Origin of the sequence: Lacticaseibacillus sp. 53-4, assembly GCF_016861805.1 — a bacterium.
Lineage (GTDB): Bacteria > Bacillota > Bacilli > Lactobacillales > Lactobacillaceae > Lacticaseibacillus.
Genome location: NZ_BOLT01000018.1, coordinates 31,662 through 52,927 on the forward strand (window position 1 = coordinate 31,662; position 21,266 = coordinate 52,927).

At 57.3% G+C, this 21,266-nt stretch carries 17 protein-coding genes and 1 riboswitch; of the genes, 14 read left to right on the forward strand and 3 right to left on the reverse strand.

Annotated elements, in window-relative coordinates:
- Positions 1 to 263 precede the first annotated feature (263 nt).
- On the forward strand, positions 264 to 1,079 hold the full coding sequence (locus JUF21_RS08210; RefSeq protein WP_203663921.1) for a MetQ/NlpA family ABC transporter substrate-binding protein: 816 nt from the start codon (positions 264 to 266) through the stop codon (positions 1,077 to 1,079).
- A gap of 51 nt (positions 1,080 to 1,130) precedes the next feature.
- Here the strand turns inward: JUF21_RS08210 and JUF21_RS08215 are convergent, their stop codons facing one another.
- Positions 1,131 to 3,071, reverse strand: a complete 1,941-nt coding sequence (locus JUF21_RS08215) for a hypothetical protein (protein ID WP_203663929.1) — start codon at positions 3,069 to 3,071, stop codon at positions 1,131 to 1,133.
- Positions 3,072 to 3,212: 141 nt separating this feature from the next.
- Positions 3,213 to 3,258: riboswitch (PreQ1 riboswitch) on the forward strand.
- A 6-nt stretch (positions 3,259 to 3,264) separates the two neighbouring features.
- On the opposite strand from JUF21_RS08215, the gene JUF21_RS08220 reads away from it, so the two are divergent.
- On the forward strand, positions 3,265 to 3,786 hold the full coding sequence (locus JUF21_RS08220) for a QueT transporter family protein (RefSeq protein WP_203663938.1): 522 nt from the start codon (positions 3,265 to 3,267) through the stop codon (positions 3,784 to 3,786).
- A gap of 72 nt (positions 3,787 to 3,858) precedes the next feature.
- On the opposite strand, the gene cbpA is transcribed toward JUF21_RS08220, so the two are convergent.
- Together cbpA and JUF21_RS08230 are read right to left on the reverse strand one after the other, a co-directional pair.
- On the reverse strand, positions 3,859 to 4,524 hold the full coding sequence (gene cbpA, locus JUF21_RS08225; RefSeq protein WP_125757838.1) for a cyclic di-AMP binding protein CbpA: 666 nt from the start codon (positions 4,522 to 4,524) through the stop codon (positions 3,859 to 3,861).
- A 131-nt stretch (positions 4,525 to 4,655) separates the two neighbouring features.
- Positions 4,656 to 5,639, reverse strand: coding sequence for an L-lactate dehydrogenase (locus tag JUF21_RS08230; protein WP_164506250.1), 984 nt, complete (start codon positions 5,637 to 5,639; stop codon positions 4,656 to 4,658).
- 356 nt (positions 5,640 to 5,995) lie between these two features.
- Between JUF21_RS08230 and pth the strand changes: the two genes are divergently transcribed.
- The 12 genes from pth (at position 5,996) to lysS (ending at position 20,892) form a co-directional block, all read left to right on the forward strand.
- Positions 5,996 to 6,553 (forward strand): aminoacyl-tRNA hydrolase, encoded by a 558-nt coding sequence (gene pth, locus JUF21_RS08235; protein ID WP_203624787.1) that lies wholly within the window; start codon positions 5,996 to 5,998, stop codon positions 6,551 to 6,553.
- A gap of 82 nt (positions 6,554 to 6,635) precedes the next feature.
- Positions 6,636 to 10,151, forward strand: coding sequence for a transcription-repair coupling factor (gene mfd, locus JUF21_RS08240; RefSeq protein ID WP_203624786.1), 3,516 nt, complete (start codon positions 6,636 to 6,638; stop codon positions 10,149 to 10,151).
- A complete protein-coding gene (locus JUF21_RS08245; protein WP_203663939.1) occupies positions 10,141 to 11,730 on the forward strand; it encodes a polysaccharide biosynthesis protein in 1,590 nt (529 codons plus the stop codon). The genes mfd and JUF21_RS08245 overlap by 11 nt, the downstream gene beginning before the upstream one ends.
- Positions 11,717 to 11,980: an RNA-binding S4 domain-containing protein gene (locus JUF21_RS08250; protein ID WP_125757828.1), complete on the forward strand. Its 264-nt coding sequence runs from the start codon at positions 11,717 to 11,719 to the stop codon at positions 11,978 to 11,980. The genes JUF21_RS08245 and JUF21_RS08250 overlap by 14 nt, the downstream gene beginning before the upstream one ends.
- A 67-nt stretch (positions 11,981 to 12,047) precedes the next feature.
- On the forward strand, positions 12,048 to 12,422 hold the full coding sequence (locus tag JUF21_RS08255) for a septum formation initiator family protein (RefSeq protein ID WP_203624783.1): 375 nt from the start codon (positions 12,048 to 12,050) through the stop codon (positions 12,420 to 12,422).
- 79 nt (positions 12,423 to 12,501) lie between these two features.
- Entirely contained in the window at positions 12,502 to 12,999 is a 498-nt protein-coding gene (locus JUF21_RS08260; RefSeq protein WP_125757824.1) for a S1 domain-containing RNA-binding protein, read from the forward strand.
- Between the two features lie 132 nt (positions 13,000 to 13,131).
- Positions 13,132 to 14,454, forward strand: a complete 1,323-nt coding sequence (gene tilS / locus JUF21_RS08265; RefSeq protein WP_203624782.1) for a tRNA lysidine(34) synthetase TilS — start codon at positions 13,132 to 13,134, stop codon at positions 14,452 to 14,454.
- On the forward strand, positions 14,447 to 14,986 hold the full coding sequence (hpt, locus tag JUF21_RS08270) for a hypoxanthine phosphoribosyltransferase (protein ID WP_125757820.1): 540 nt from the start codon (positions 14,447 to 14,449) through the stop codon (positions 14,984 to 14,986). Before tilS ends, hpt begins: the two co-directional genes overlap by 8 nt.
- Positions 14,987 to 15,055: 69 nt before the next feature.
- Complete coding sequence (gene ftsH / locus JUF21_RS08275; protein WP_203624781.1) at positions 15,056 to 17,317, forward strand: ATP-dependent zinc metalloprotease FtsH; 2,262 nt, start codon at positions 15,056 to 15,058, stop codon at positions 17,315 to 17,317.
- Positions 17,318 to 17,441: 124 nt separating this feature from the next.
- Positions 17,442 to 18,341, forward strand: a complete 900-nt coding sequence (gene hslO / locus JUF21_RS08280) for an Hsp33 family molecular chaperone HslO (protein WP_203663941.1) — start codon at positions 17,442 to 17,444, stop codon at positions 18,339 to 18,341.
- Positions 18,331 to 19,347 (forward strand): tRNA dihydrouridine synthase DusB, encoded by a 1,017-nt coding sequence (dusB, locus tag JUF21_RS08285; protein WP_125757814.1) that lies wholly within the window; start codon positions 18,331 to 18,333, stop codon positions 19,345 to 19,347. The genes hslO and dusB overlap by 11 nt, the downstream gene beginning before the upstream one ends.
- A gap of 60 nt (positions 19,348 to 19,407) precedes the next feature.
- Complete coding sequence (gene lysS, locus JUF21_RS08290) at positions 19,408 to 20,892, forward strand: lysine--tRNA ligase (protein WP_203663943.1); 1,485 nt, start codon at positions 19,408 to 19,410, stop codon at positions 20,890 to 20,892.
- Positions 20,893 to 21,266 lie beyond the last annotated feature (374 nt).

The window sequence follows — 21,266 nt, forward strand, 5'->3', positions numbered from 1 at the left end:
AACGCAATCGTGTGAGTAACGCGCTGAGGCCTGAACAGAAAACCCGAGCAGATGGAAGCGGGCCAGGCCGCCGCGTGTGAATATGGCGCGATATCTGGGCCGCTGGATGAATCCGAAGGCGGCTGGTCGGCACCCATTTTCGTGCTCCCAGTTGATGGACTGGTGAGGATCGCTTTTGGCGATCAAATTAGAATGGTACCGTGGGCCCGCTCACTTCTAACAAGAAGGAGCGGGCTTTTTGCGTTTCATAAGGAGGAAAAAGGATGAAAAAAGGTCAATGGGTTGGTTTGGTGTTGGCATTGGTTGCGGTGTTCAGTCTGACTGCATGCGGCAAAAGCGCGCAGAAGGAAACCACGGTCAAGCTCGGCATTGTCGGGTCGGATAAAGGCGGCGTCTGGAAGACGGTCGCCGGCAACCTCAAAAAACAGGGCATCGACTTGAAAATTGTCCAGTTCTCGGATTACAACCAACCTAACATCGCCTTGCGCGATGGGGACCTGGACCTGAACGCCACCCAGCAGCGCTCTTTTCTTGCGACTTGGGATAAGGATCACAAAAGCTCCCTGACGCCGATCGGGGACACCGTGATTGCGCCACTGGCCGTGTATTCCAAGAAGCTGACCAGTTTGAAGCAGCTGAAGAAGGGCGCCAGCGTGGCGATCCCCAACGACTCGACTGACGAGACGCGTTCTTTGGAGCTGCTGGCAGACGCCAAGCTGATCACGCTGGACAACAAGGCGCTGCCGACGCTTCATGACATCAAAAGCAACAAGCTGGGGCTGAAAATCAAGGAACTGGATCCGAATCTGATTCCGACCTCTTTGCCGGATGTCGACATTGCCATCATCAACTCAGGCATTGCCGCTGACGCCCGGCTGAATCCGGACAAGGCCTTGTACCGGGCTAAAGTCACCAAGGCCAGCAAGCCGTGGATCAATGTGGTGGCGGCGCGCAAGGGCGACATTCACAACAAGACTTACCAGAAAGTGGTCAAGGCTTACCAGCAGCCGCAAATTGGCAAGCTGATCAAGAAGGTCAACCGTAATACAGTCCTGCCAGCATGGAACCTCAAGCTATAGCAAAAAAACACGCCAGCCGCATTTTTGCGGCTGGCGTGTTCGCTGTTTGGTCTAACGGGCGCCGGCAAGCAGTGCTTGGATGTTGTTAAGCGCATCCGTGGCAATCTGCATCGCGTCCGGATCGATCCGGAACGGCGGCAGGGACTCGTCGGTGTAGTGCAAAATTGCGGCGGTGCGGGCGAGAATGTCGTACCAGCTCTGGAACGGCATCTTGTTGATCGCCCCGGCGACGGAACCCGGCGCGATCTGCAGCAGCTGATTGACCACCAGCTTGGCCTGCGCGAAGGTGTCTTCTGGCACGTCGGGCATGTCGGTCGCCTTTTCGGCGAGGTGCGTCATGCGGTCGGCGGCGTTGAGCAGCGGATTCTTGAACGGCTGTGGCGCCTCGTCCTGGACGGGACCGTCGTCAAGCAGGTACTTCTGCAGACCGACCATGGCAAACAACTGCAGCTGATCGCCCAGCTGGGTGCCGATTGCTGGCAACTTGTGAATGCCGGCGTTCTTGATCTGGTCAGGGCCGAAAATCATGGCCGCGTGGGAGACGAAGTCGGAGTACTGCACACCGATGGTTTGCTTTGAATCGGTGGTGCGGAACATAAAGATGACGTCGTTGCCAGTTTGGGCCTTCACGTACGCGTGCAGCATGCGGGCAGCCATCGCCAACTGTTCGTCAGTGATCTCACTGCGCTGATCCATCGCGACGCGCACTTTGGTCGGCAGCGTCGGCAAGGCGCCCAAAATCCGAATCAAGGCGGCAACGTAAGGATACAAAATGCCGAAGCTCAAGGAGAAGTTACCAGTGTCGGAAAGCGGAGAGTACACCGCGTAAGTCGCGGCGCGGTCGGTGTTGGCGTGCTGCAGCATCGCTTCCAGCTGCTCACGCGCCTTGCCGCGGGCCTTGACTTCGTCGCCTGGCTGCCAGCCAAACGGGTACAGGGTCTGCATGAATGGCTTCAAGGCTTCTTCGTCATCGGGATCCACCACCGTGGCCCCAATCGACATGTTGCGCTGATAGTCCGAGCCGCCGCCAAAGGATTCATCCATGTAAATCAAAATGGTGTGATCCTGACGGGTGGGGCGACTATCGGGGTGCGCAGTTTCGCGCGGTGCCTCAGCCTTGGTGGCAGCGACCACCGGCTTGGCGCTTGGCGTGCTTGCACTTGGCGCCGTAAGGGTGTTTGGCGCAGACTCCACGGCCGCGGACTGCGGGGCTGCGGCCTCGCTTTGCGGCCGCGGCTGATCAGCGCGGTTTTTCTGCCGTCTTGAGGCGCGGCCTTGCGCGGTTTTGGCACTGGTGCGGGCCGTTTGCTGCTCCTCGACCGGGGCCTCGGCTTTGCGTGCGCGGCGGCTTGGCCGACTCTTTTGCTCGCCGGCAGACTCCTGCGTTGCCTTGGCCGTCGTTTGCGGCTGTGTCTGAGCTTTAGTGGTCATTGCGCGGCGCTGCTGCGTCGGCTTTTCGCCTTGACCTTGGGCCTGCTTGGTCTGAGTCTGCTTGCCAGGCTGCGCTTGAGCGTTATCCGTCTGCTGACGGCGTCCGCGCCGGCGCGGTTTTTCGCCTTGGGCGTCGTTTTTCGCCGCTTGATTCTTGGCGTTTTGCGACTGCTTGGCCGGCCTTTGCGGCTGCTTTTGGCTGTCTTTCTGCGTGCCTTGTTTTACTGCCTGCTTAGCTTGCGGGTGTGATTGCGCTTCGGTTTTTGATTCTGGCGAAGGGGTCTGCGACTGCTTGGCCGCTGAACGAGTTTTCTTCGGGGCTGCAGATTTTGCTTCTTCTTCGGCAGAGTCAAAGATGGTGAAGCTGTTCTTAGCTTGTTGGACCGGGTGCTCTTCGATGAAGCGGTTGATCTTAAACGTGATCGGCCGGCTCATCGTCGTGTCTTTCAGCACTTTGCGCATGCTGGAAGCCGAGATCCCAATCTGCTTTGCCGCCTGGGTCAGACTCAGATGTTCTTGAGTCATGATTTGTTTCAGCCGGTAAGCTGTTGCTTCTGTCATCGTATGCCTGCTTTCTTTGAGATGTTTGTGGCGCTTTGCACCACTCCCTTTCAGTGTACGGCATAATGCAGTTAATGACCAATCACTTTTCAGAAAAAGCGGTAATTCAGTGGACAGCGCGCCGCATTCATGGGAAACTGGGGAGTCGTGGTTCGCAATCCATCCCACGTAAAAAAACTAGGAGGTATCATTGATGAATAATCAGACTAGGACGCGCACGCTGGTCGTGAACGCGCTCGTCGCTGCGCTTTACATTGTGCTGTCAGTCGTGCCGGGCGTGTTCAACCTGGCTAGCGGCGCGATCCAGTTCCGCATTTCCGAGGCGTTGAACCACTTGGTCGCCTTCAACCGCAAGTACCTGTTTGGGGTCGTGATCGGCGTGGTCATTTACAACGCTCTGTTTTCGCCGATGGGCTGGCTGGACGTGCTGTTCGGCGGCGGGCAAAGCCTGATCGGGCTGGGCCTGGTCGCGGCGCTAGGGCAAAAGCTAACGAAGGTCTGGCAGCGCCAGTTGCTCACCGTCTGCACCATGAGCCTGACGATGTTCCTGATCTGGATCGAGATTGTGCTGACCGGGCACATGGCCTGGTTCGGTGGGGCGTCGATGCTCACGTTGGGCGAGTTGATTTTGTCCGAGCTGGTCATCATGGTCATTTCCTGGCCGGTGATGTACCTGATCGACAAGGCCGTGCACTTCTCCAAGCGCGTGCAATAACTCAACAATTAAAAAGCACGCCGCCAACGCCAGCATCACTGGGGTTGACGGCGTGTTTGCGTCCGCCTGAAATTATAGTTCCTCGTCGACGCGCAGCGGTTGGCCGCTTTGCAAGTCATCGATCTCCGCGACCCGGAACCCCTTGCGCTCGAGTTTAGCCACGCAGGTGTTGAGGGTGGCCTCGTCAATGCCAGCAGGCAGAGTGAACAGGGTGCGGCGCACGATTTCTTCCTGCTTGGCGTCCAGCGTTAAGCAGCCGGAAATTGAGACATACTTGGCAAGGATCTTGCTCATGGCAGCCAAGTCGCCGCGCTGCCCGGAGGACATGACGGTCAGCACATACGAGCCAACGTCGATGTTCCAGGATTCGGACAGCATAGCAAGCAGTCGCGAGTGGGTGAGAATGCCGTAGAAGTTGGCGTTTTCGTCCAACACGGCGATGTACGGCAGGTCCTTAATGTTGAAAAACACCTTGAAAAACGGTGCATCAACCGGAATTGTCTTGGTGGCGTTCTTCAGCAGGTAGGTCACTGGCAGCGACATGTCGCCGCCTTGGGATTTATGGCGGTAAATGTGCATCTTGTATATGTTGCCGCGGAAGATCTGGCCGCTTTCGTCCAGGATCGGCACGCAGCGGAAGCCGGAGTCTTCCAGCGTCGCCAGTGCCTGTGCCAGCGTGTCCGTCTCCTTGACTGTCGTCAGATCGGCTTTCTTTTGAACCAGTGACTTGATCAACATACTCATTCCTCCAAGTTCCCCGTATTGGATCGCATTCTCATTGCTTTATCATACCACAGGACAATGGTCATCGTACCTAGCAAAAAAAGCGCCACCCGCAGGCGACGCTTTCGTTTGAATGCGAATCAGAATTACTGACGAGTCTCGATGTCGTTCTTTGCGAACGCGTCGTCGATGATCTTCTTCAGCTGAGAAGCACTCTTGTTCATGGATTCTTGTTCGTGGTCGGTCAAAGGAATTTCAAGAATGCTTGAAATCCCGTTGGCGTTGATCACGGCAGGAGAACCAATGAAGATATCGTGCTGGCCGTACTGGCCGTCCATGTATACGGACAGTGGCAGAACGGCATTTTCATCGTCCAGAATGGCCTGAGAGATCCGGGCCAGGGCAGTGGCGATCCCGTAGAAGGTCGCGCCCTTCAGTTCGATGATCTTGTAAGCAGCGTCGCGGACATCAGTGAACATGTCAACCAGCTTGCTTTCATCGATTTCTGGGTGTTCCTTGACCCATTCAGAAATCTTGATACCACCGATGTTGGCGTGGCTCCATACAGGGAATTCGGTGTCACCGTGTTCGCCCATGATGTAAGCGTGGACCGAACGGGCGTCAACGCCGACCATCTCAGCGATCGACTGACGGAAACGTGCGGTATCCAAGGAAGTACCTGAACCGATAACGCGGTTCTTCGGGAAGCCGGAAAGCTTCCAGGTCGCATAGGTCAGAATGTCAACAGGGTTAGCAGCCACCAGGAAGATCCCGTTGAAGCCGCTGTCGACGATTGGGTCAACGATGGACTTCAAAATCTTCAGGTTCTTGTTAACCAAGTCAAGGCGAGTCTCGCCTGGCTTTTGCGGTGCGCCGGCGGTGATAACAACAAGGTCAGCGTCTTTAGCGTCGCTGTACTCAGCAGAGTAAATGGTCTTCGGCTGGGTGTATGGCAGCGCGTTGCTTAAGTCAATCGCGTCACCCTTAGTCTTGTTCTTAACAACATCAACGATCCCAATTTCTTGGGCAATGCCCTGCAATACCATTGCATAGGCGTAACTGGAACCAACGGCACCATCACCAACAAGAATTACTTTTTGGTGATCTTTCTTTGTGTTTGCCACGGTGATATCATCCTTTCATGTGTACAGTGTGCAATTCAGTTTAAAGTATACCACACTCGCTCATTGATGCACGGATTTCCAGAAAATTAATCGTCCCTTAATGGAACGCTCAAAATGCACGTCGGCGGCATCATACCGCGCTATCGTGAAACTATTCACCAGCGTCCGGGCTGGGTTGGTCTGCCCAAAATACGTAAAATTCTTTGACTGAAATGAAGCGTTTTCATTCCACTCCCAGTTTCATTTTACGGGCATAGTGCGGTGCGGACTTGGCAGCTCTGGTATAATGAGAAACAGACAGCGGGCCTGGCAAGCGGAGCTCCCGCTTTTTTGCGTGCTTCGGCCAGGCGAGGAGGAAAATTTTGAAAATGATCGTAGGCCTGGGCAATCCAGGCAGTCAGTATGCTAAAACCAAGCACAATATCGGGTTCATGGCCGTGGACGCGCTCGCTAAACGCTATGACACGACGATTGCCAAGCAGGAATTCAACGCGCTCACTGGCACAGCCTGGGTCGACGGTGAAAAGGTCCTGCTGGTCAAGCCGCAGACGTTCATGAACGATTCCGGCCGCGCGGTGGGCCAGCTCAAGGCCTTCTACCAGTTTCAGCAGGATGAGATCTTGATCATTCAAGACGACATGGACATGGCGATGGGCCGCCTGCGCCTGCGGCAAAGAGGCTCAGCCGGCGGGCATAACGGCATCAAGTCGATCATCAATGTGCTGGGGACGCAGGACTTTTACCGCGCCAAGATCGGCATTCAGCACCCGCAGAAGCAAAAGGTCGTGGATTGGGTCCTGACCCCGTTCACGCCGGCTGACCAGGTCGAGATCTTAAACGGGCTGGACAAGCTTCAGCTCGCCGTCGACGACTGGGTCCACGGGACGAGCTTTGACCGGCTGATGAACAAGTATAATTAAGGCTTAAACCGGACGCCGCCGCTGGGGTTTTGCCAGCCAGCGTGGCATACTCACCCCAAAGTACGTTTAGATAGGAGATAACATGGATCTCATCGAGTTGATGATGCAGACCGCCGAACTCGCCCCGCTTTGGCCAGGACTCGACGCTGGGCGTCACCTGGTCACGGGCCTGGATGGGTCGGCGAAGACGCTGTTTTTGGCGGCCGCGTTAAAAAAGACCCAGAAGCAGCTGCTTGTGATTGAAAATAACCGCTACCACGCAGATGAGCTCACGGCAGACCTGACCGGCCTGCTGGGAGCTGATTTGGTGTGGCCGTTTCCGGTTGAGGACGTGCTGGCCGCGGAAATTGCGGTCAGCTCCAAAGACACTGTCAACGATCGCATCAACACCTTGAATTGGCTGCAGCAAGGCAAACCGGGGATTGTGGTGACGAGCCTCGCCGGCCTCAAGCGTCAGCTGGTGCCCCAATCGACCTGGCAGCAGGCCAGCTTGACACTCGACATGGATTCGGCCATCGACCCGGCCAAGCTGGCCGGTCAGCTGGTCGCGATGGGCTACCAGCGCAGCGACTTGGTGGCCGCCCCTGGGGAGTTTGCGATCCGCGGCGGCATCATCGACATTTACCCACTTAATCAGGACGACCCGGTGCGCATCGAGCTGTTTGACACGGCGGTCGATTCGCTGCGCCGCTTTGACATGGCAACTCAGCGCAGCATTGAAAACCTTAAGCAGGTGACCATCGCGCCGGCCACGGACCTGATTGCCTCAGCGGCAACGCTGAAGGCGGCGGGGGCGCGGCTGGCGGCTCAAGGCACCAAGGCCAAGGCCAAAGCCAAAACAAAGGAAGCCAAGCAGGCACTGACCGCTGAACTGCTTGAGGCGGCGGACCAGCTGAGCCGCGGCGAGCGGCCCGATGCGTTGGCACTGTACATGCCTGCACTTTACCCAGAACCATCGCGCCTGAGCAGTTATTTAACCAAAGACGCGCTGGTCGTGTACGACGATTACACCAAGCTGGCGGACGCCGATGTGTCGCTGCTGCAGGAAACCACCGACTGGTACGCCAGCCTGCAGGAAGGCGGCAAGTTGGCAGAGGCGCCAGCGGCCGTGACCCTGCAGGAGTTGGACCGCGGCGAGCACCGGACGCATCTGTACTTGTCCCTGTTCCAAAAAGGGATGGGGAACATTCGCCTGAAGTCGCTGACCAATGTGGCGACCCGCAACGTGCAACAGTTCTTCTCGCAGATGCCGCTGCTGAAAACCGAGGCCGACCGCTGGCGCAAGCAGAAGCAAACGGTCGTTTACCTCGTGGCCGAAAAGGCGCGGCGGGAGAAGCTTAGCGAGACGCTGCACGATTTTGACATCGATGCCGTTATCTCAGAGCCCCAAGCGCTTTTGCCTGGGGTGCAGCAGGTCGTGGCCGGTACGCTGGCCAACGGCTTTGAGCTGCCGACCGCGCACCTGGTGGTGGTGACGGAACACGAGCTGTTTAACGCCAAGGTGAAGCACCGCGCCCGGCACCAGACCCTGGCCAACGCCGAGCGACTGCGCTCCTATACCGACTTACACCCAGGAGATTACGTGGTGCACGTGAACCACGGGATCGGGGAGTATGTCGGCATGCAGACACTGGAAGTCGACGGCGTCCACCAGGATTACATCACGATCTTGTACCAAAAAGGGGACAAGCTGTTTATCCCGGTCAGTCAGCTGCACCTGGTTCAAAAGTACGTGGCGGCGGACGGCAAGCGGCCGCGCATCAACAAGCTGGGCGGCAGCGAGTGGCAGAAAACCAAGAAGAAAGTCGCCGCCAAGATCGAGGACATCGCCGACGATTTGATCAAACTCTACGCCGCGCGTGAGGCCGAACCCGGCTACGCATTCCCGCCGGACGACGACTTGCAGCACCAGTTTGAGGACGAATTTCCTTACCCGGAAACCGAAGACCAGCTGCGCTCGGCCAAGGAAATCAAGCAGGACATGGAAAAACCGCAGCCGATGGATCGTTTGCTGGTCGGGGATGTCGGCTTCGGCAAGACTGAAGTGGCACTGCGGGCCGCCTTTAAGGCCATCGAGGCCGGTAAGCAGGTCGCCTTTTTGGTGCCCACCACAATCTTGGCTCAGCAGCACTACGACACCATGCTCGACCGCTTCGCCGATTTTCCGGTTGAAGTGGGGATGCTGTCGCGCTTTCGCACCCCTGCACAGGCAAAAAAAACGCTGGCGGATCTGGCGTCAGGCAAGCTGGACATCGTCGTCGGCACCCACCGGCTGTTGTCCAAGGACGTGCACTACCATGATTTGGGCCTGCTCATCATCGACGAAGAGCAGCGCTTTGGCGTCAAGCACAAGGAAAAGCTCAAGGCGATGAAGGCGAACGTGGATGTGCTGACGCTGACTGCCACCCCGATCCCCCGGACGCTGAACATGTCGATGCTTGGCGTGCGGGATCTGTCGGTGATCGAAACGCCGCCGACTAACCGTTACCCGATTCAAACCTTTGTCATGGAGCAAAATGCTGGGGCCATCAAGTCGGCGATTGAACGCGAGCTCGAGCGCGGCGGGCAAGTGTTTTACCTGCACAACAAGGTGGCGGATATCGAGCGCACGGTGGCCGAAGTCGAAGCCCTGGTGCCAGGTGCAACGGTGACGTACGCGCACGGGCAGATGACGGAAAGCCAGCTCGAAAATGTCATCTACGACTTTGTGCACGGCGATTTTGACGTGCTGGTCACGACCACCATCATCGAAACCGGCGTGGATATGCCAAACGTCAACACACTAATTATTGAGGACGCCGACCATTACGGCTTAGCACAGCTGTATCAGTTGCGCGGGCGGATCGGGCGTTCTAGCCGCGTTGCCTACGCCTATTTCATGTACCGGCAAAATCGTGTCTTATCGGAAGAGGCGGAAAAGCGCCTGAGTGCCATCAAGGACTTCACCGCCCTGGGCTCCGGCTTTAAGATTGCCATGCGCGACCTGTCGATCCGCGGTGCCGGCAATCTGCTGGGCAGCCAGCAGCACGGCTTCATCGACGCGGTCGGCTACGACCTGTACACGCAAATGTTGCAGGATGCCGTCGCGGCCAAGCAGGGCAAAAGCAAACAGGCCAAGCTGGATTCAGAGCTCAGTTTGGACATTGAGGCTTACCTGCCGGATACTTATGTAAATGACCCGGCACAGAAAATCGAGCTGTACAAGCGGGTTCGTGAGTCTGCCAGTGACGCGCAAGAGCGCGAGCTGCAAGATGATCTGATCGACCGGTTTGGCGACTACCCGGCGCCAGTCGCCAACTTGCTCGCAGTGGCCCACCTGAAGCGGTTTGCGGATGCGGCGCAGGTTGAAAAAATCACTCGCGACGCGGAGCGACTCAGCGTGCAGCTGAGCGCCAAGGCGTCTAGCGTGGTGCAGGGCGAAAAACTCTTTGCGGCGCTGGCCAAGACGACTTTGAAGGCGCGCGTCAATGCCGATGGGCCGCTGGTCGTGACCTTGTTAGTGCCGAAGGGCATGGCAACGCTCGACTGGCTGGGCGAGGTGACTGCATTTGTGCAGGCGCTGGCCAAGCAGTTCGGGGAGGTCAAAGATGGCAACTAAGAAGATGTCCAAGGTGATGCGCGGCGCCTGGATCCTGAGCCTTGGCGGGCTTGTGGCCAAAATCCTGAGCGCTGTTTACCGGGTGCCGTTTCAGAACATGGTCGGCGATACCGGCTTTTACGCCTATCAGCAGATCTACCCACTGTACGGGATCGGCATGACGTTTGCGCTGTCCGGCTTTCCCGTGTATGTGTCCAAGCAGGTGGCCCAGGCGCGCGACCCGCTTGCGCAAACCGAAGTCGCGCACCGCGCCTTGGTACTCATGGCGTGGATTGGGCTCGGGATGTTTGCGGTGCTGGAGCTGGGGGCGGACCTGATTGCCCGCGCAATGGCCGACGCCGGGCTGGCCCCCATCATCCGGTCAGTCGGATTAATGTTTTTGACGATGCCGGTGCTGTCAACTGCCCGTGGCTATTTTCAAGGGACATTTGATATGTCGAAAACGGCGATCAGCCAGGTCGTTGAGCAGCTGATCCGCGTCGGCGTGATTCTGCTGGCCGCCTGGTATGCGGTGCAGCACGCCTGGGGTCCGTACAAAATGGCCACCTGGGCGATGACCGGCGCGTTCTTCGGCGGTCTGGGGGCGACGTTGATCGTCTTGCCGGCGTATTTGAAGGCGACGGCCGGCAGACGGGCTAAACCGACACCCTGGCGCGAGTACGGGCACCTGCTCGACCGCTTTGTCAAGGAGGGCGGCTCGATCGCACTGTTTTCGGCGCTTTTGATCCTGCTGCAGCTGGTGGATTCGTTCACCGTCACGCGGGGGCTGATCGCGCAGGGGATGGTGCCTGAGGCCGCGCGGGCGCTGAAGGGCGTCTACGACCGCGGCCAGCCGCTGGTTCAGCTGGGGCTGGTCGTGGCGACGTCGTTGTCGACCACGCTGCTGCCCAGTCTCAGCCGGTCGGTCGCCCGCGGCCATTGGGCGGCGTTCAAGCAAACCGCACGCCAACTGATTCGCTTCAACTTCGGGCTGTCGCTGGCGGCTGCCGCGGGCCTGATTGCCTTGATGCCCAGTGTGAACCGACTGTTGTTCGGCGACACTGTGCTGACCAAGACCCTGCGTGTTTACACGCTGTGCATCGTGCTGGTGGCGTTGATCAACGCCTTCAACGCGGTGTTGCAGAGCCTGAACCGGTTCCGCTACACCAGCTACGGCCTGGTGGCTGGGCTGGTGGTCAAGGTGCTGGCCAACCCGTTTCTCACCGTCCGTTACGGGGCATTTGGGGCGGCGGTGGCGACGGTGCTCAGCCTGACGGTGATCACAGTCCTGCTTTACATTCAGCTGCCGCACAGCCTGCAAGGCGTTGACCCGCGTTGGTTCAATCTGCGGCTGATGCTGGTGGTGGGCCCGATGAGCGAAGCGGTCCACCTGGTGGCGGTGCACATGCAGCCGCAAAACCGGGTGGAAACCCTGTGGGTGTTCATCGTTGCCGTGCCGCTGGGCGTCGTGTTGTTCGTGATCTTAGGGGCAATTTTTCACTTGTATACGGTGCGCGAGGTTCTGGCGATTCCGTACGGACGCAAGTTTATGAAGTGGTGGCAGCACCGCTTCGGGAAGGATACACATGCGATTAGATAAATTTTTGAAGGTGTCACGCATCATCAAGCGGCGGACCGTCGCCAAGGAGATCGCCGACAAGGGGCGGATCTCGATCAACGGCCGAGTGGCCAAGTCCAGCAGTGACGTGGCGATTGGCGACACCCTGGTGATTGGGTTTGGCAATAAGACCCTGACCGTCAAGGTGGCGGCGTTAAACGAGCTGACCAAAAAAGAGCAGGCCGGGGAGATGTACACGGTCGTTGATGAAAGTTACAAAGAAAGTTATTAAACTGTAACGCACTGACGCCGACGGCTTTGCTATACTGTAGCTATTAGTAGGATAAGGTGGGTTTTTGATGGCTTCAAACATTCGGCCGCTGCGGCCAACGCAAACAGTCAAACGTCCGGCTCAACCGAGCCGCTCTTTGCGTGTCCATAAACGCAGACTGATTACCTTCGGCGCCGCCTTGGTCATCATCTCAGGCGTTGGCGGCTACCAGTTGCTATCGACCAACAACGCCATCAAGACCCAGTCGACAGCGGTGGCTTCCGCGAAAAGTGATTTGGCTAGGGCCAAGGCCGAGAAGCAATCGCTGAAGGTCAAAATCGACCAGTTGAACAACGAGCAGTACCTAGGCAAACTGGTCCGAGAACGTTATCTCATGTCTAAACCGGGAGAAGTCGTTTTCTCACTCCCGTCCGTTCAAACCGACACGCAGAACTCCAAGTAACCGCGAGTTCGTTTGTTGCGTGGCGGTTTTTGCGTGGTATACTTAGAGTCACAAATCATTCAGGAGGACATCTTTTTATATGGCGATTGAAGTTGGCGAAAAGTTAACAGGTAAGGTCACAGGAATCACGAATTTTGGCGCGTTTGTCGACCTCGGGTCCGGTGCGACCGGGCTGGTGCACATCAGCGAAATTTCAGACGCCTATGTTAAGGATATCCACGACGTGCTCAGCGTCGGTGATGAAGTCACGGTGAAAGTGACAGCCATCAAGGACGGCAAAATTGGGCTGTCCATTCGCAAAGCCAGCGATCAGCCGGCAGAGGCTCATGCGGCCAGTGCCCATGGCGGTCACTTCAGCCACGCGCCGCACACCGAAAGTCATGGCGAACGCAGCTTTAACGGCCCACGTCCCCACAACGGCGGCGCGCGCAGCTTTGGCCATAGCAGCAAAGAAGCGCCGAAAGACGACTTTGATGCCATGATGTCCGGATTTCTCAAGGAAAGTGAGTCACGGCTAAGCGACCTGCGGCATAACACCGAGGGCAAGCGCGGCGGCCGTGGCGGCCGGCGCAGTTAAGCCCAAGCCGAGGCAATGGCCTCGGCCCTTTTTTTGCCGGTGATGTGACACGTTGTCAGAAATCAGCCTTTAGTATGACGAAGCACGCGGGTTCGTATGCTAGGCTGGATTGCATGCGGAAAGGAGCCCATTATGCGGTCAGCAGCGCAATTGCTCGCCCCATTTCATTTGCCGATCGGCCAGCGCGTGGTCCTGGCCGTGTCAGGCGGCGTTGATTCGACGGTGCTGATGCACCTGCTAAGCACCTTGCCGAAGGGTCAGCTGAACGTGACCGTGGCGACGTTTGACCATCAGCTCAGGCCCACGAGTGCGGCGGAGCAAGCCCAGGTGGTCCAAGCGGCGGCGGCGCTCCAGCTGCCAGTGATCACCGGCAGCTGGCCGCGCCAAGCGCATCCTCAGCACAGCCTGGAAGCCGCCGCCCGCAAAGCGCGGTACGCGTTCTTGCAGGCCGCGGCCGAGCAGGCTCACGCCAGCGTCCTGATGACCGCGCACCACGCCGACGACCAGCTGGAAACGCTCCTGTTTCGGTTGGCCAGGAGCGGCCGGGTGGCTTCAATGACCGGAATCGCGGCCGATCAAAAGTGGGGGTCTCTGCGCCTGATTCGCCCGCTGCTTGGCGTGCCTAAAGCGGATCTCATGGCGTATGCGAGTCATGCGCACCTGGCCTACAGCGAAGACGAAAGCAATCAGGACGTCCAGTACGCCCGCAACCGGCTAAGACGCGACGCGGTGCCGGCGCTCAAGGCGGTCAACGCTGGGGCGCTGGCGCACGCCGGGACGTTCGCCCAGGCCCTTGAGGCGACTTTAATGCTGGCCAACCGTCAAGTGGCGTTGATGCTGCCGAAGCCGTTGACCTTGCCGCTTGATTGGCGGCCGTACCTGAGCGAGTCCGCGGCGGTGCAGCAGCTGCTGTTGAACGCCGTCTTGGCGCGGCTGCATCTGGTCGTTAAGCCAGCGGTGGCGGCTCAGGTGCTGATGGCGTTGGCGGCTGGCCAAGGCGCCAAGCAATTTGCTGTGAGCTCAGGCCGCACGCTGGTCGCCGCTTATGGCCAGCTCAGCGTGGTGACGTCGGCGCCAGCGCCAGCGCCGGTTTTACTCACCGAATTAAACCGGTGGGTGCCAGTTGGGCCGCGGCAATTTGGCCGGTTCACCAAGCTCCCTTCCGGCGCTACGTTCTTGGCGGCGGCACCCGCTCCGGTAGTTATTCGCACCCGCCAGCCGCATGATGAAGTTCAGCTGGCCAATGGGCAGCATCAGCTGCTGCGCCGATTTTTTATCAATCAAAAAATTCCGCAGCCGGAGCGCGGTCGCCGGCTGGTGGCAGTGGCCGCGGACCAAGTGATTTGGGTCGAAGGAATTGCGCCGCGTCAATTGTTTGCTGGTTCTCAAACTGATATACTGCAAACAGTATTGGCAATGAAATCAGACACAAAGGATGAGGCAGCGCATGAATGACGACATACTGAAGGTGCTTTACTCAAAACAGGATATCGATGCGATCATCAAGCGGCTGGCCGGTGAGATCTCTCGCGATTACGCCGGCAAGAACCCGCTGGTCGTCTGCATCTTAAAAGGGGCGATCATGTTCATGACCGACCTGGTCCGCGAGCTGGACGAATACGTCGAGCTGGATTTCATGGACGTTTCCAGTTACGGCAACGCGACTGAAAGCTCCGGTGAAGTCAAGGTCATCAAGGATCTTGACACCAGCGTGGCTGGTCGCGACGTGCTGATCGTCGAGGACATTGTCGACACTGGCCGGACCCTGTCTTACTTGATCAAGATCTTCAAGACCCGCGATGCTAAATCCATCAAGGTTTGCACCCTAATGGATAAGCCTGACCGGCGCATCAAGACGGTCGAGGCGGACTACGTGGGCACTCAGGTGCCTAACGAATTCGTGGTCGGCTACGGCCTGGACTACGCAGAGCGTTATCGCAATTTGCCTTACATCGGCGTGCTCAAGCCGGAGATCTACCAAAACTGAGGCTGAGCACAGCCATGGTGTATCATGTTACTATAAGTTTATTATCCACTACGTTGCTGGAGGTTATGCATGAAGAAAAAACAAAATGGGCTATTTGGCAGCACGCTGACCTATGTGGTTCTTTTTGTCGTTCTGGTCACCGTGTTCGCATGGTACCTGCGCGGCAATAGCGGCAGCACGACCCAGGAGTTGAGCTCAAGTCAGTTCATCTCAGAGCTGCAGAAGGACAAGATCAAGTCCTTCTCGATCCAGCCAAGTGGCGGTGTCTATAAAGTCACAGGGGAATACAAAAACGCGAAGAAGGTCGCGAACGATCAGACCGGGCTTGGCCTGATGGGCGCCACCTCAAGCACGACTTCCCACTTCTCGTCTTACGTGCCGACGAACAACACCTACATGCAGACGATCACCAAGGCGGCTGACAAAAACGATGTCGCCATCACCACACAGGAGGAAAGTTCTTCCAGCGTTTGGGTGACCCTGCTGATTACGGTGCTGCCACTGGTCATTTTCATGGTGTTCTTCTACATGATGATGAACCAGTCTGGTCAAGGCGGCGGCAACGGCCGAGTGATGAATTTCGGCAAGTCCAAAGCAAAGCCGGCGGATAAGAAGGCCAACAAGGTCCGCTTCTCCGATGTTGCCGGTGAGGAAGAAGAAAAGCAGGAACTGGTCGAAGTCGTTGAGTTCCTGAAAGATCCGCACAAGTTCTCCAAGTTGGGTGCTCGCATCCCAGCCGGGGTGCTGCTGGAGGGCCCTCCGGGTACTGGTAAAACGCTGCTGGCCAAGGCGGTTGCCGGTGAAGCCGGGGTGCCGTTCTTCTCAATTTCCGGCTCTGACTTCGTTGAAATGTTCGTCGGGGTCGGGGCTTCGCGTGTGCGTGACCTGTTTGATCAGGCCAAAAAGAGCGCACCGTCGATCATCTTTATCGATGAAATTGATGCGGTCGGCCGCCAGCGTGGTGCCGGCATGGGCGGTGGCCACGACGAACGTGAGCAGACCTTAAACCAGTTGTTGGTTGAAATGGACGGGTTTACAGGCAACGAAGGCGTCATTGTCATCGCGGCGACTAACCGGTCCGATGTGCTTGATCCAGCGCTGCTGCGGCCAGGCCGGTTTGACCGGAAGATTCTGGTTGGGCAGCCTGACGTTAAGGGCCGTGAAGCAATTCTCAAAGTTCACGCAAAGAATAAGCCTTTGGCCGACGATGTTGACCTGGCTGAGTTGGCACGGCAGACCCCTGGGTTTGTTGGGGCCGATCTTGAAAACGTGCTGAACGAAGCGGCCTTGGTTGCCGCTCGCCGGAGCAAAGACAAGATTGATGCCAGCGATATTGATGAAGCGGAAGATCGCGTCATCGCCGGCCCCGCCAAGAAGAACAAGGTCATCGCCCCGAAAGATCGGGAGATCACGGCCTACCACGAAGCCGGGCACGCCCTGATTGGGCTGGTGCTTTCTGACTCGCGGGTCGTGCGCAAAGTCACGATCATTCCTCGCGGTCGGGCTGGCGGTTACGCCATTACCCTGCCGAAGGAAGACCAGTACATGCTGACCAAGAAGGATCTCAACGAGCAGATCATTGGTTTGATGGGTGGTCGTGCGGCTGAAGAAATTATCTTCGGTATCGAAGCGACCGGCGCCTCAAACGACTTCGAGCAAGCCACTCAGCTGGCCCGGAGCATGGTCACGACTTATGGGATGTCCGATCGCCTGGGGCCAGTGACCCTGGAGCGTGAAGGCGGCCAGCCGTTCGTCGGCGCTCAATACGGGCAGTCCGCGCCATATTCGCAGCAGACCGCAACCGCGATCGACGACGAAGTGCGCCGGATCCTTGAAGAAGACCATCAGCGTGCTCACGACATCATCGAGAGCCACCGCGACCAGCACAAGCTGATTGCCGACGCTTTGCTGAAGTACGAAACGTTGGACGAAAAGCAGATTCTGTCCTTGTTCAAGGATGGCAAGATGCCTGAAGACCAAAGCGAGTTCCCAAGCGAAAAGGCGGAAGCGGCAACCTTTGAGGAAGCCAAGAAGGCCTTGGAGCAAAAGGATAAGGCAAAGCAGCAAGCGGATAGTTCTGCCAGTGCCGAGTCCGATGCCGCCGTGGCTAGTGCCTCGACGGCTGCTGACAGCAGTGCCGCTGAAGTGCCTGCCAGTGCGGAAAGCAGCGCCGCGACGCCTGAGGCTTCAGCGAGTGCTGAAAACATCACCAACGGCAGTGACGCTAGTGAGGCTCCAGTCTCATCTGCATCTGCTGCGCCAAGTAGTGCGGCGGATGCTGACAAGCCAAGCGACGCGTCCGATGCTAATCACGACGATTCAGAAAATTAATGCAGAACGGTCACCGCTGGTGGCCGTTTTTGTTTTCACGGCCTTGCCGCTGTTTTCTGCAAAAGTGGCGGGGCTGTTGGTTTTCTGGTATGATACTTGCGTTTAGTCACAAGGAGATGCCAAAATGTCTGATCAATTGATCACCGCCGTATCCAAAGATGGGGCCTTCCGCGTGTTTGCGGTCGATGCCTCAGACACAATTGCTGAAGCCCAGCGCCGCCATGACACTTGGAGTGCCGCCAGCGCCGCGTTGGGGCGCACCATGGTGGCCACGCTGCTGCTTTCAGCCGCGGGGCTCAAAGGGGATAATGACCTTCTGACCGTGCGGCTGAAAGGGGATGGCCCGGTCGGCGCAATTGTCGTCAATGGAACCAGTCACGGGAGCGTGCGCGGCTACATCGAGCAGCCTCACGTGACGCTGCCGCTGAACGTGGTCGGCAAGATCGACGTCGCCCGTGCGGTGGGCAGCCGCGGTCTGCTGGCGGTCACCAAGGACCTGGGGTTCGGCCAGCCATTTACCGGCCAAGTGCCGCTGGTGTCCGGTGAGCTGGGTGAGGATTTTGCCTATTATCTGACTCAATCTGAGCAGATTCCATCGGCAGTTGGGCTGTCGGTGTTCGTCAACGCGGACAACACCATCCAGGTGGCCGGCGGGTTCATGATCCAGGCGCTGCCGGGTGCCACCCAGGCGGAAATCGCGTCAGTCGAGACCACGGTCAAGACGCTGCCACTGACTTCAGAAATGCTGCGCCAGGGGCTGACCCCGACTGAGATCGCGACGCGGGCGATAGGCAATGTTGCCATCGACGTGCTTTCAACCAAGCCCGTCAGTTTTGAATGCACGTGCAGCAAGGCTCATTTTGGCCGGATCATTAAGACCTTGAGCCGCCATGAGTTGACCACGATGATCGAGGAAGACCACGGCGCCGAGGCCGTCTGCAAGTTTTGCGGGCGCAAGTACCAGTATTCCGAAGCAGAATTAAGGGCATTTTTAAAGGAAAAGGATGAAGATAATGGCAACTGATTCACTGAGCTGGAAAATCGGCGACATCACGATTCCTAATCGCGTGGTTGTCGCGCCAATGGCGGGCATCACCAACGCGGCGTTTCGCGTGACGGCCAAGGAATTTGGCGCGGGGCTGGTCGTGTGCGAAATGATCTCCGACCGCGGCATTATGTACCACAACAAGAAGACGCTGAGCATGCTGTTTGTGGACCCGCGCGAACATCCGATCTCGATTCAGATTTTTGGTGGCAATAAAGAAAATCTGGTGAACGCGGCTAAGTTTATCGACCAAAATACCGAGGCCGACATTATTGACATCAACATGGGCTGCCCGGTGCCCAAGGTCACCAAAACAGATTCTGGTGCCCACTGGCTGCTGGACCCGAACAAGATCTATGAAATGGTTGCGGCCGTGGTCGACGCGGTGCATAAGCCGGTGACGGTCAAGATGAGGACCGGTTGGGATGATGATCATATTTACGCGGTGGAAAATGCCTTGGCCGCTGAACGTGCTGGCGCATCGGCGCTAGCCATGCATGGGCGGACACGTGAACAGTTATACCGCGGCCATGCGGATTGGGACATCCTCAAGGAAGTCAAGCACCAGTTGCATATTCCGTTCATGGGCAATGGTGACGTGCGCTCGCCGCAGGACGCCAAGCGAATGCTGGACGAAGTGGGCGCGGATGCGGTTATGATCGGCCGGGCCGCGCTGGGTAATCCTTGGATGCTGCGCGGCGTGGAGACTTATCTGCGCACTGGTGAGCTGATTCCTGAACCGACGCCGCGTGAGAAGATTGAAACCGCAAAGTTGCAGCTTCACCGCCTGGTGGAGCTCAAAGGTGAGCATCTGGCCGTGCGGGAGTTCCGCAGTCAGGCCGCCTACTACTTGAAGGGCATTCCGCGGGCCGCACGCACCAAGGCCGCGGCCATGAGTGTGGACACTGAGCAAGAGGTAGACGATATATTTGACCGCTTTGTCGAAGAGACCGAAGCCCGCGATAAGGCGCAAGCAGCCGGCTAGCCGGTTGCTTTTTTACTGCGACATTGGCAAAATGGCTAAGGACAACGACAGGAGGAAAACATGGCTAAAGACACAGAAATGAACGATCAGATGCGCGCTCGTCGGCAGAAGATGGACGCGCTGCGCGAAAACGGGATCGATCCGTTCGGACACCGCTTCGACCGGACCCATCTGGCCAAGCAGCTTCACGATCAGTTTGATGACACCGATAAGGATAATCTGGCAAAAACGCCGGTTGAGGTCACCATCGCCGGGCGCATGATGGCCAAGCGCGGCAAGGGTAAGGTGGGATTTGCTGACCTGCGTGACCGCTCGGGCCGCATTCAGATTTACGTGCGCAAAGACGTGGTCGGGGAAGAAAACTATCAGATATTTAAAAAGGCTGACCTCGGCGACTTTTTGGGGATCGCCGGTGACATGATGAAAACCGATGCTGGTGAGCTGACCGTCCGGGCGACCCACCTGACTTTTCTGAGCAAGGCGCTGCGGCCCTTGCCCGACAAGTACCACGGCCTGACCAATGTTGAGCAGATCTACCGGCAGCGGTACCTTGATCTGATTGCCAACCCGGACAGCTACGATCGCTTCGTCAAGCGCTCGCACATTGTCACGGCAGTGCGTCAGTATTTGGATCGTAACGATTTTCTGGAAGTGGAAACACCAGTACTGCACACTTCTGCCGGTGGGGCGTCGGCGCGCCCGTTCATCACGCATCACAATGCGCTGGACATCGACCTGTACCTGCGAATCGCCCTGGAGCTGCACCTGAAGCGCCTGATTGTTGGGGGGATGGAGCGCGTTTACGAAATCGGCCGCGTGTTCCGGAACGAAGGCCTGGACACCAAGCACAACCCGGAGTTTACCGAGCTGGAAACCTACGCTGCATACTGGGACCTGTCCGATGTCATGGAAGAAACTGAAGGTCTGTTTCGCTTTGTTGCCAACCAAGTCCTGGGTACGGGCAAGTTTACCTACCAGGGCCAGGCCGTTGACTTGGATGCGGCGTTTGCGCGCAAGCATATGGTCGATGCAATCAAGGAAACCACTGGGGTGGATTTCTGGCAGCCGATGAGTACCGAGGACGCGCGTAAGCTGGCCGACGAAAAAGGGGTTCACTACGAGCCGTTTTGGCAGACTGGGCATATCATCAATGCGTTTTTTGAGGAGTTCGTTGAGCCGACTTTGACCCAGCCGACATTTATTTACGGCCACCCGATCGAGATCTCGCCACTGGCCAAGAAGAGTCAAAAGGACCCGCGGTTCGTGGATCGCTTTGAGCTGTTTATCCACGGCAACGAGTACGGCAACGCCTTTACTGAGTTGAATGATCCAATCGATCAACGTGCGCGGTTTGAAGCGCAGGCGGCCGAGAAGGCTTCCGGCAATGACGAGGCCCAGCCGATTGACGAGGACTACATTGAAGCTTTGGAGTATGGCATGCCGCCAACTGGTGGTCTAGGGATCGGTATCGATCGCCTAGTCATGTTGTTGACAGACGCCGCCTCCATTCGCGATGTGTTACTATTTCCAACGATGCGTCCATAGTGAGAAATTAAAGCCGCCTTTCAGCGGCTTTTTGTTTTGCGCGGGGTCTAAATAACTCCGGATAAAGCACAGCTGAGGAGTGAGGATTCGTTCTAAAACTCTAACGATTGGAAGAAGGCTGTCGGCGGTTGTTCGTGATTGTGAAAAAGATACGAAATTTGTTGACGCTCTGTGGTGTGGCTGATATGATAAATAGCGTCGTTGAGGCAATCAGCACGATTGCAGCCGGCCTTCAGCCAAAGCATTTGGTTGACAGCCTATGAGCAATCTGATATGATTTCGGAGTTGCCTTTTGGACAAGGTAGTCCTTTGAAAACTGAACAAAGTTTCGTAAATGTGATAGGGCTTTTCAATGAAAGTTGAAAAGAATTAAT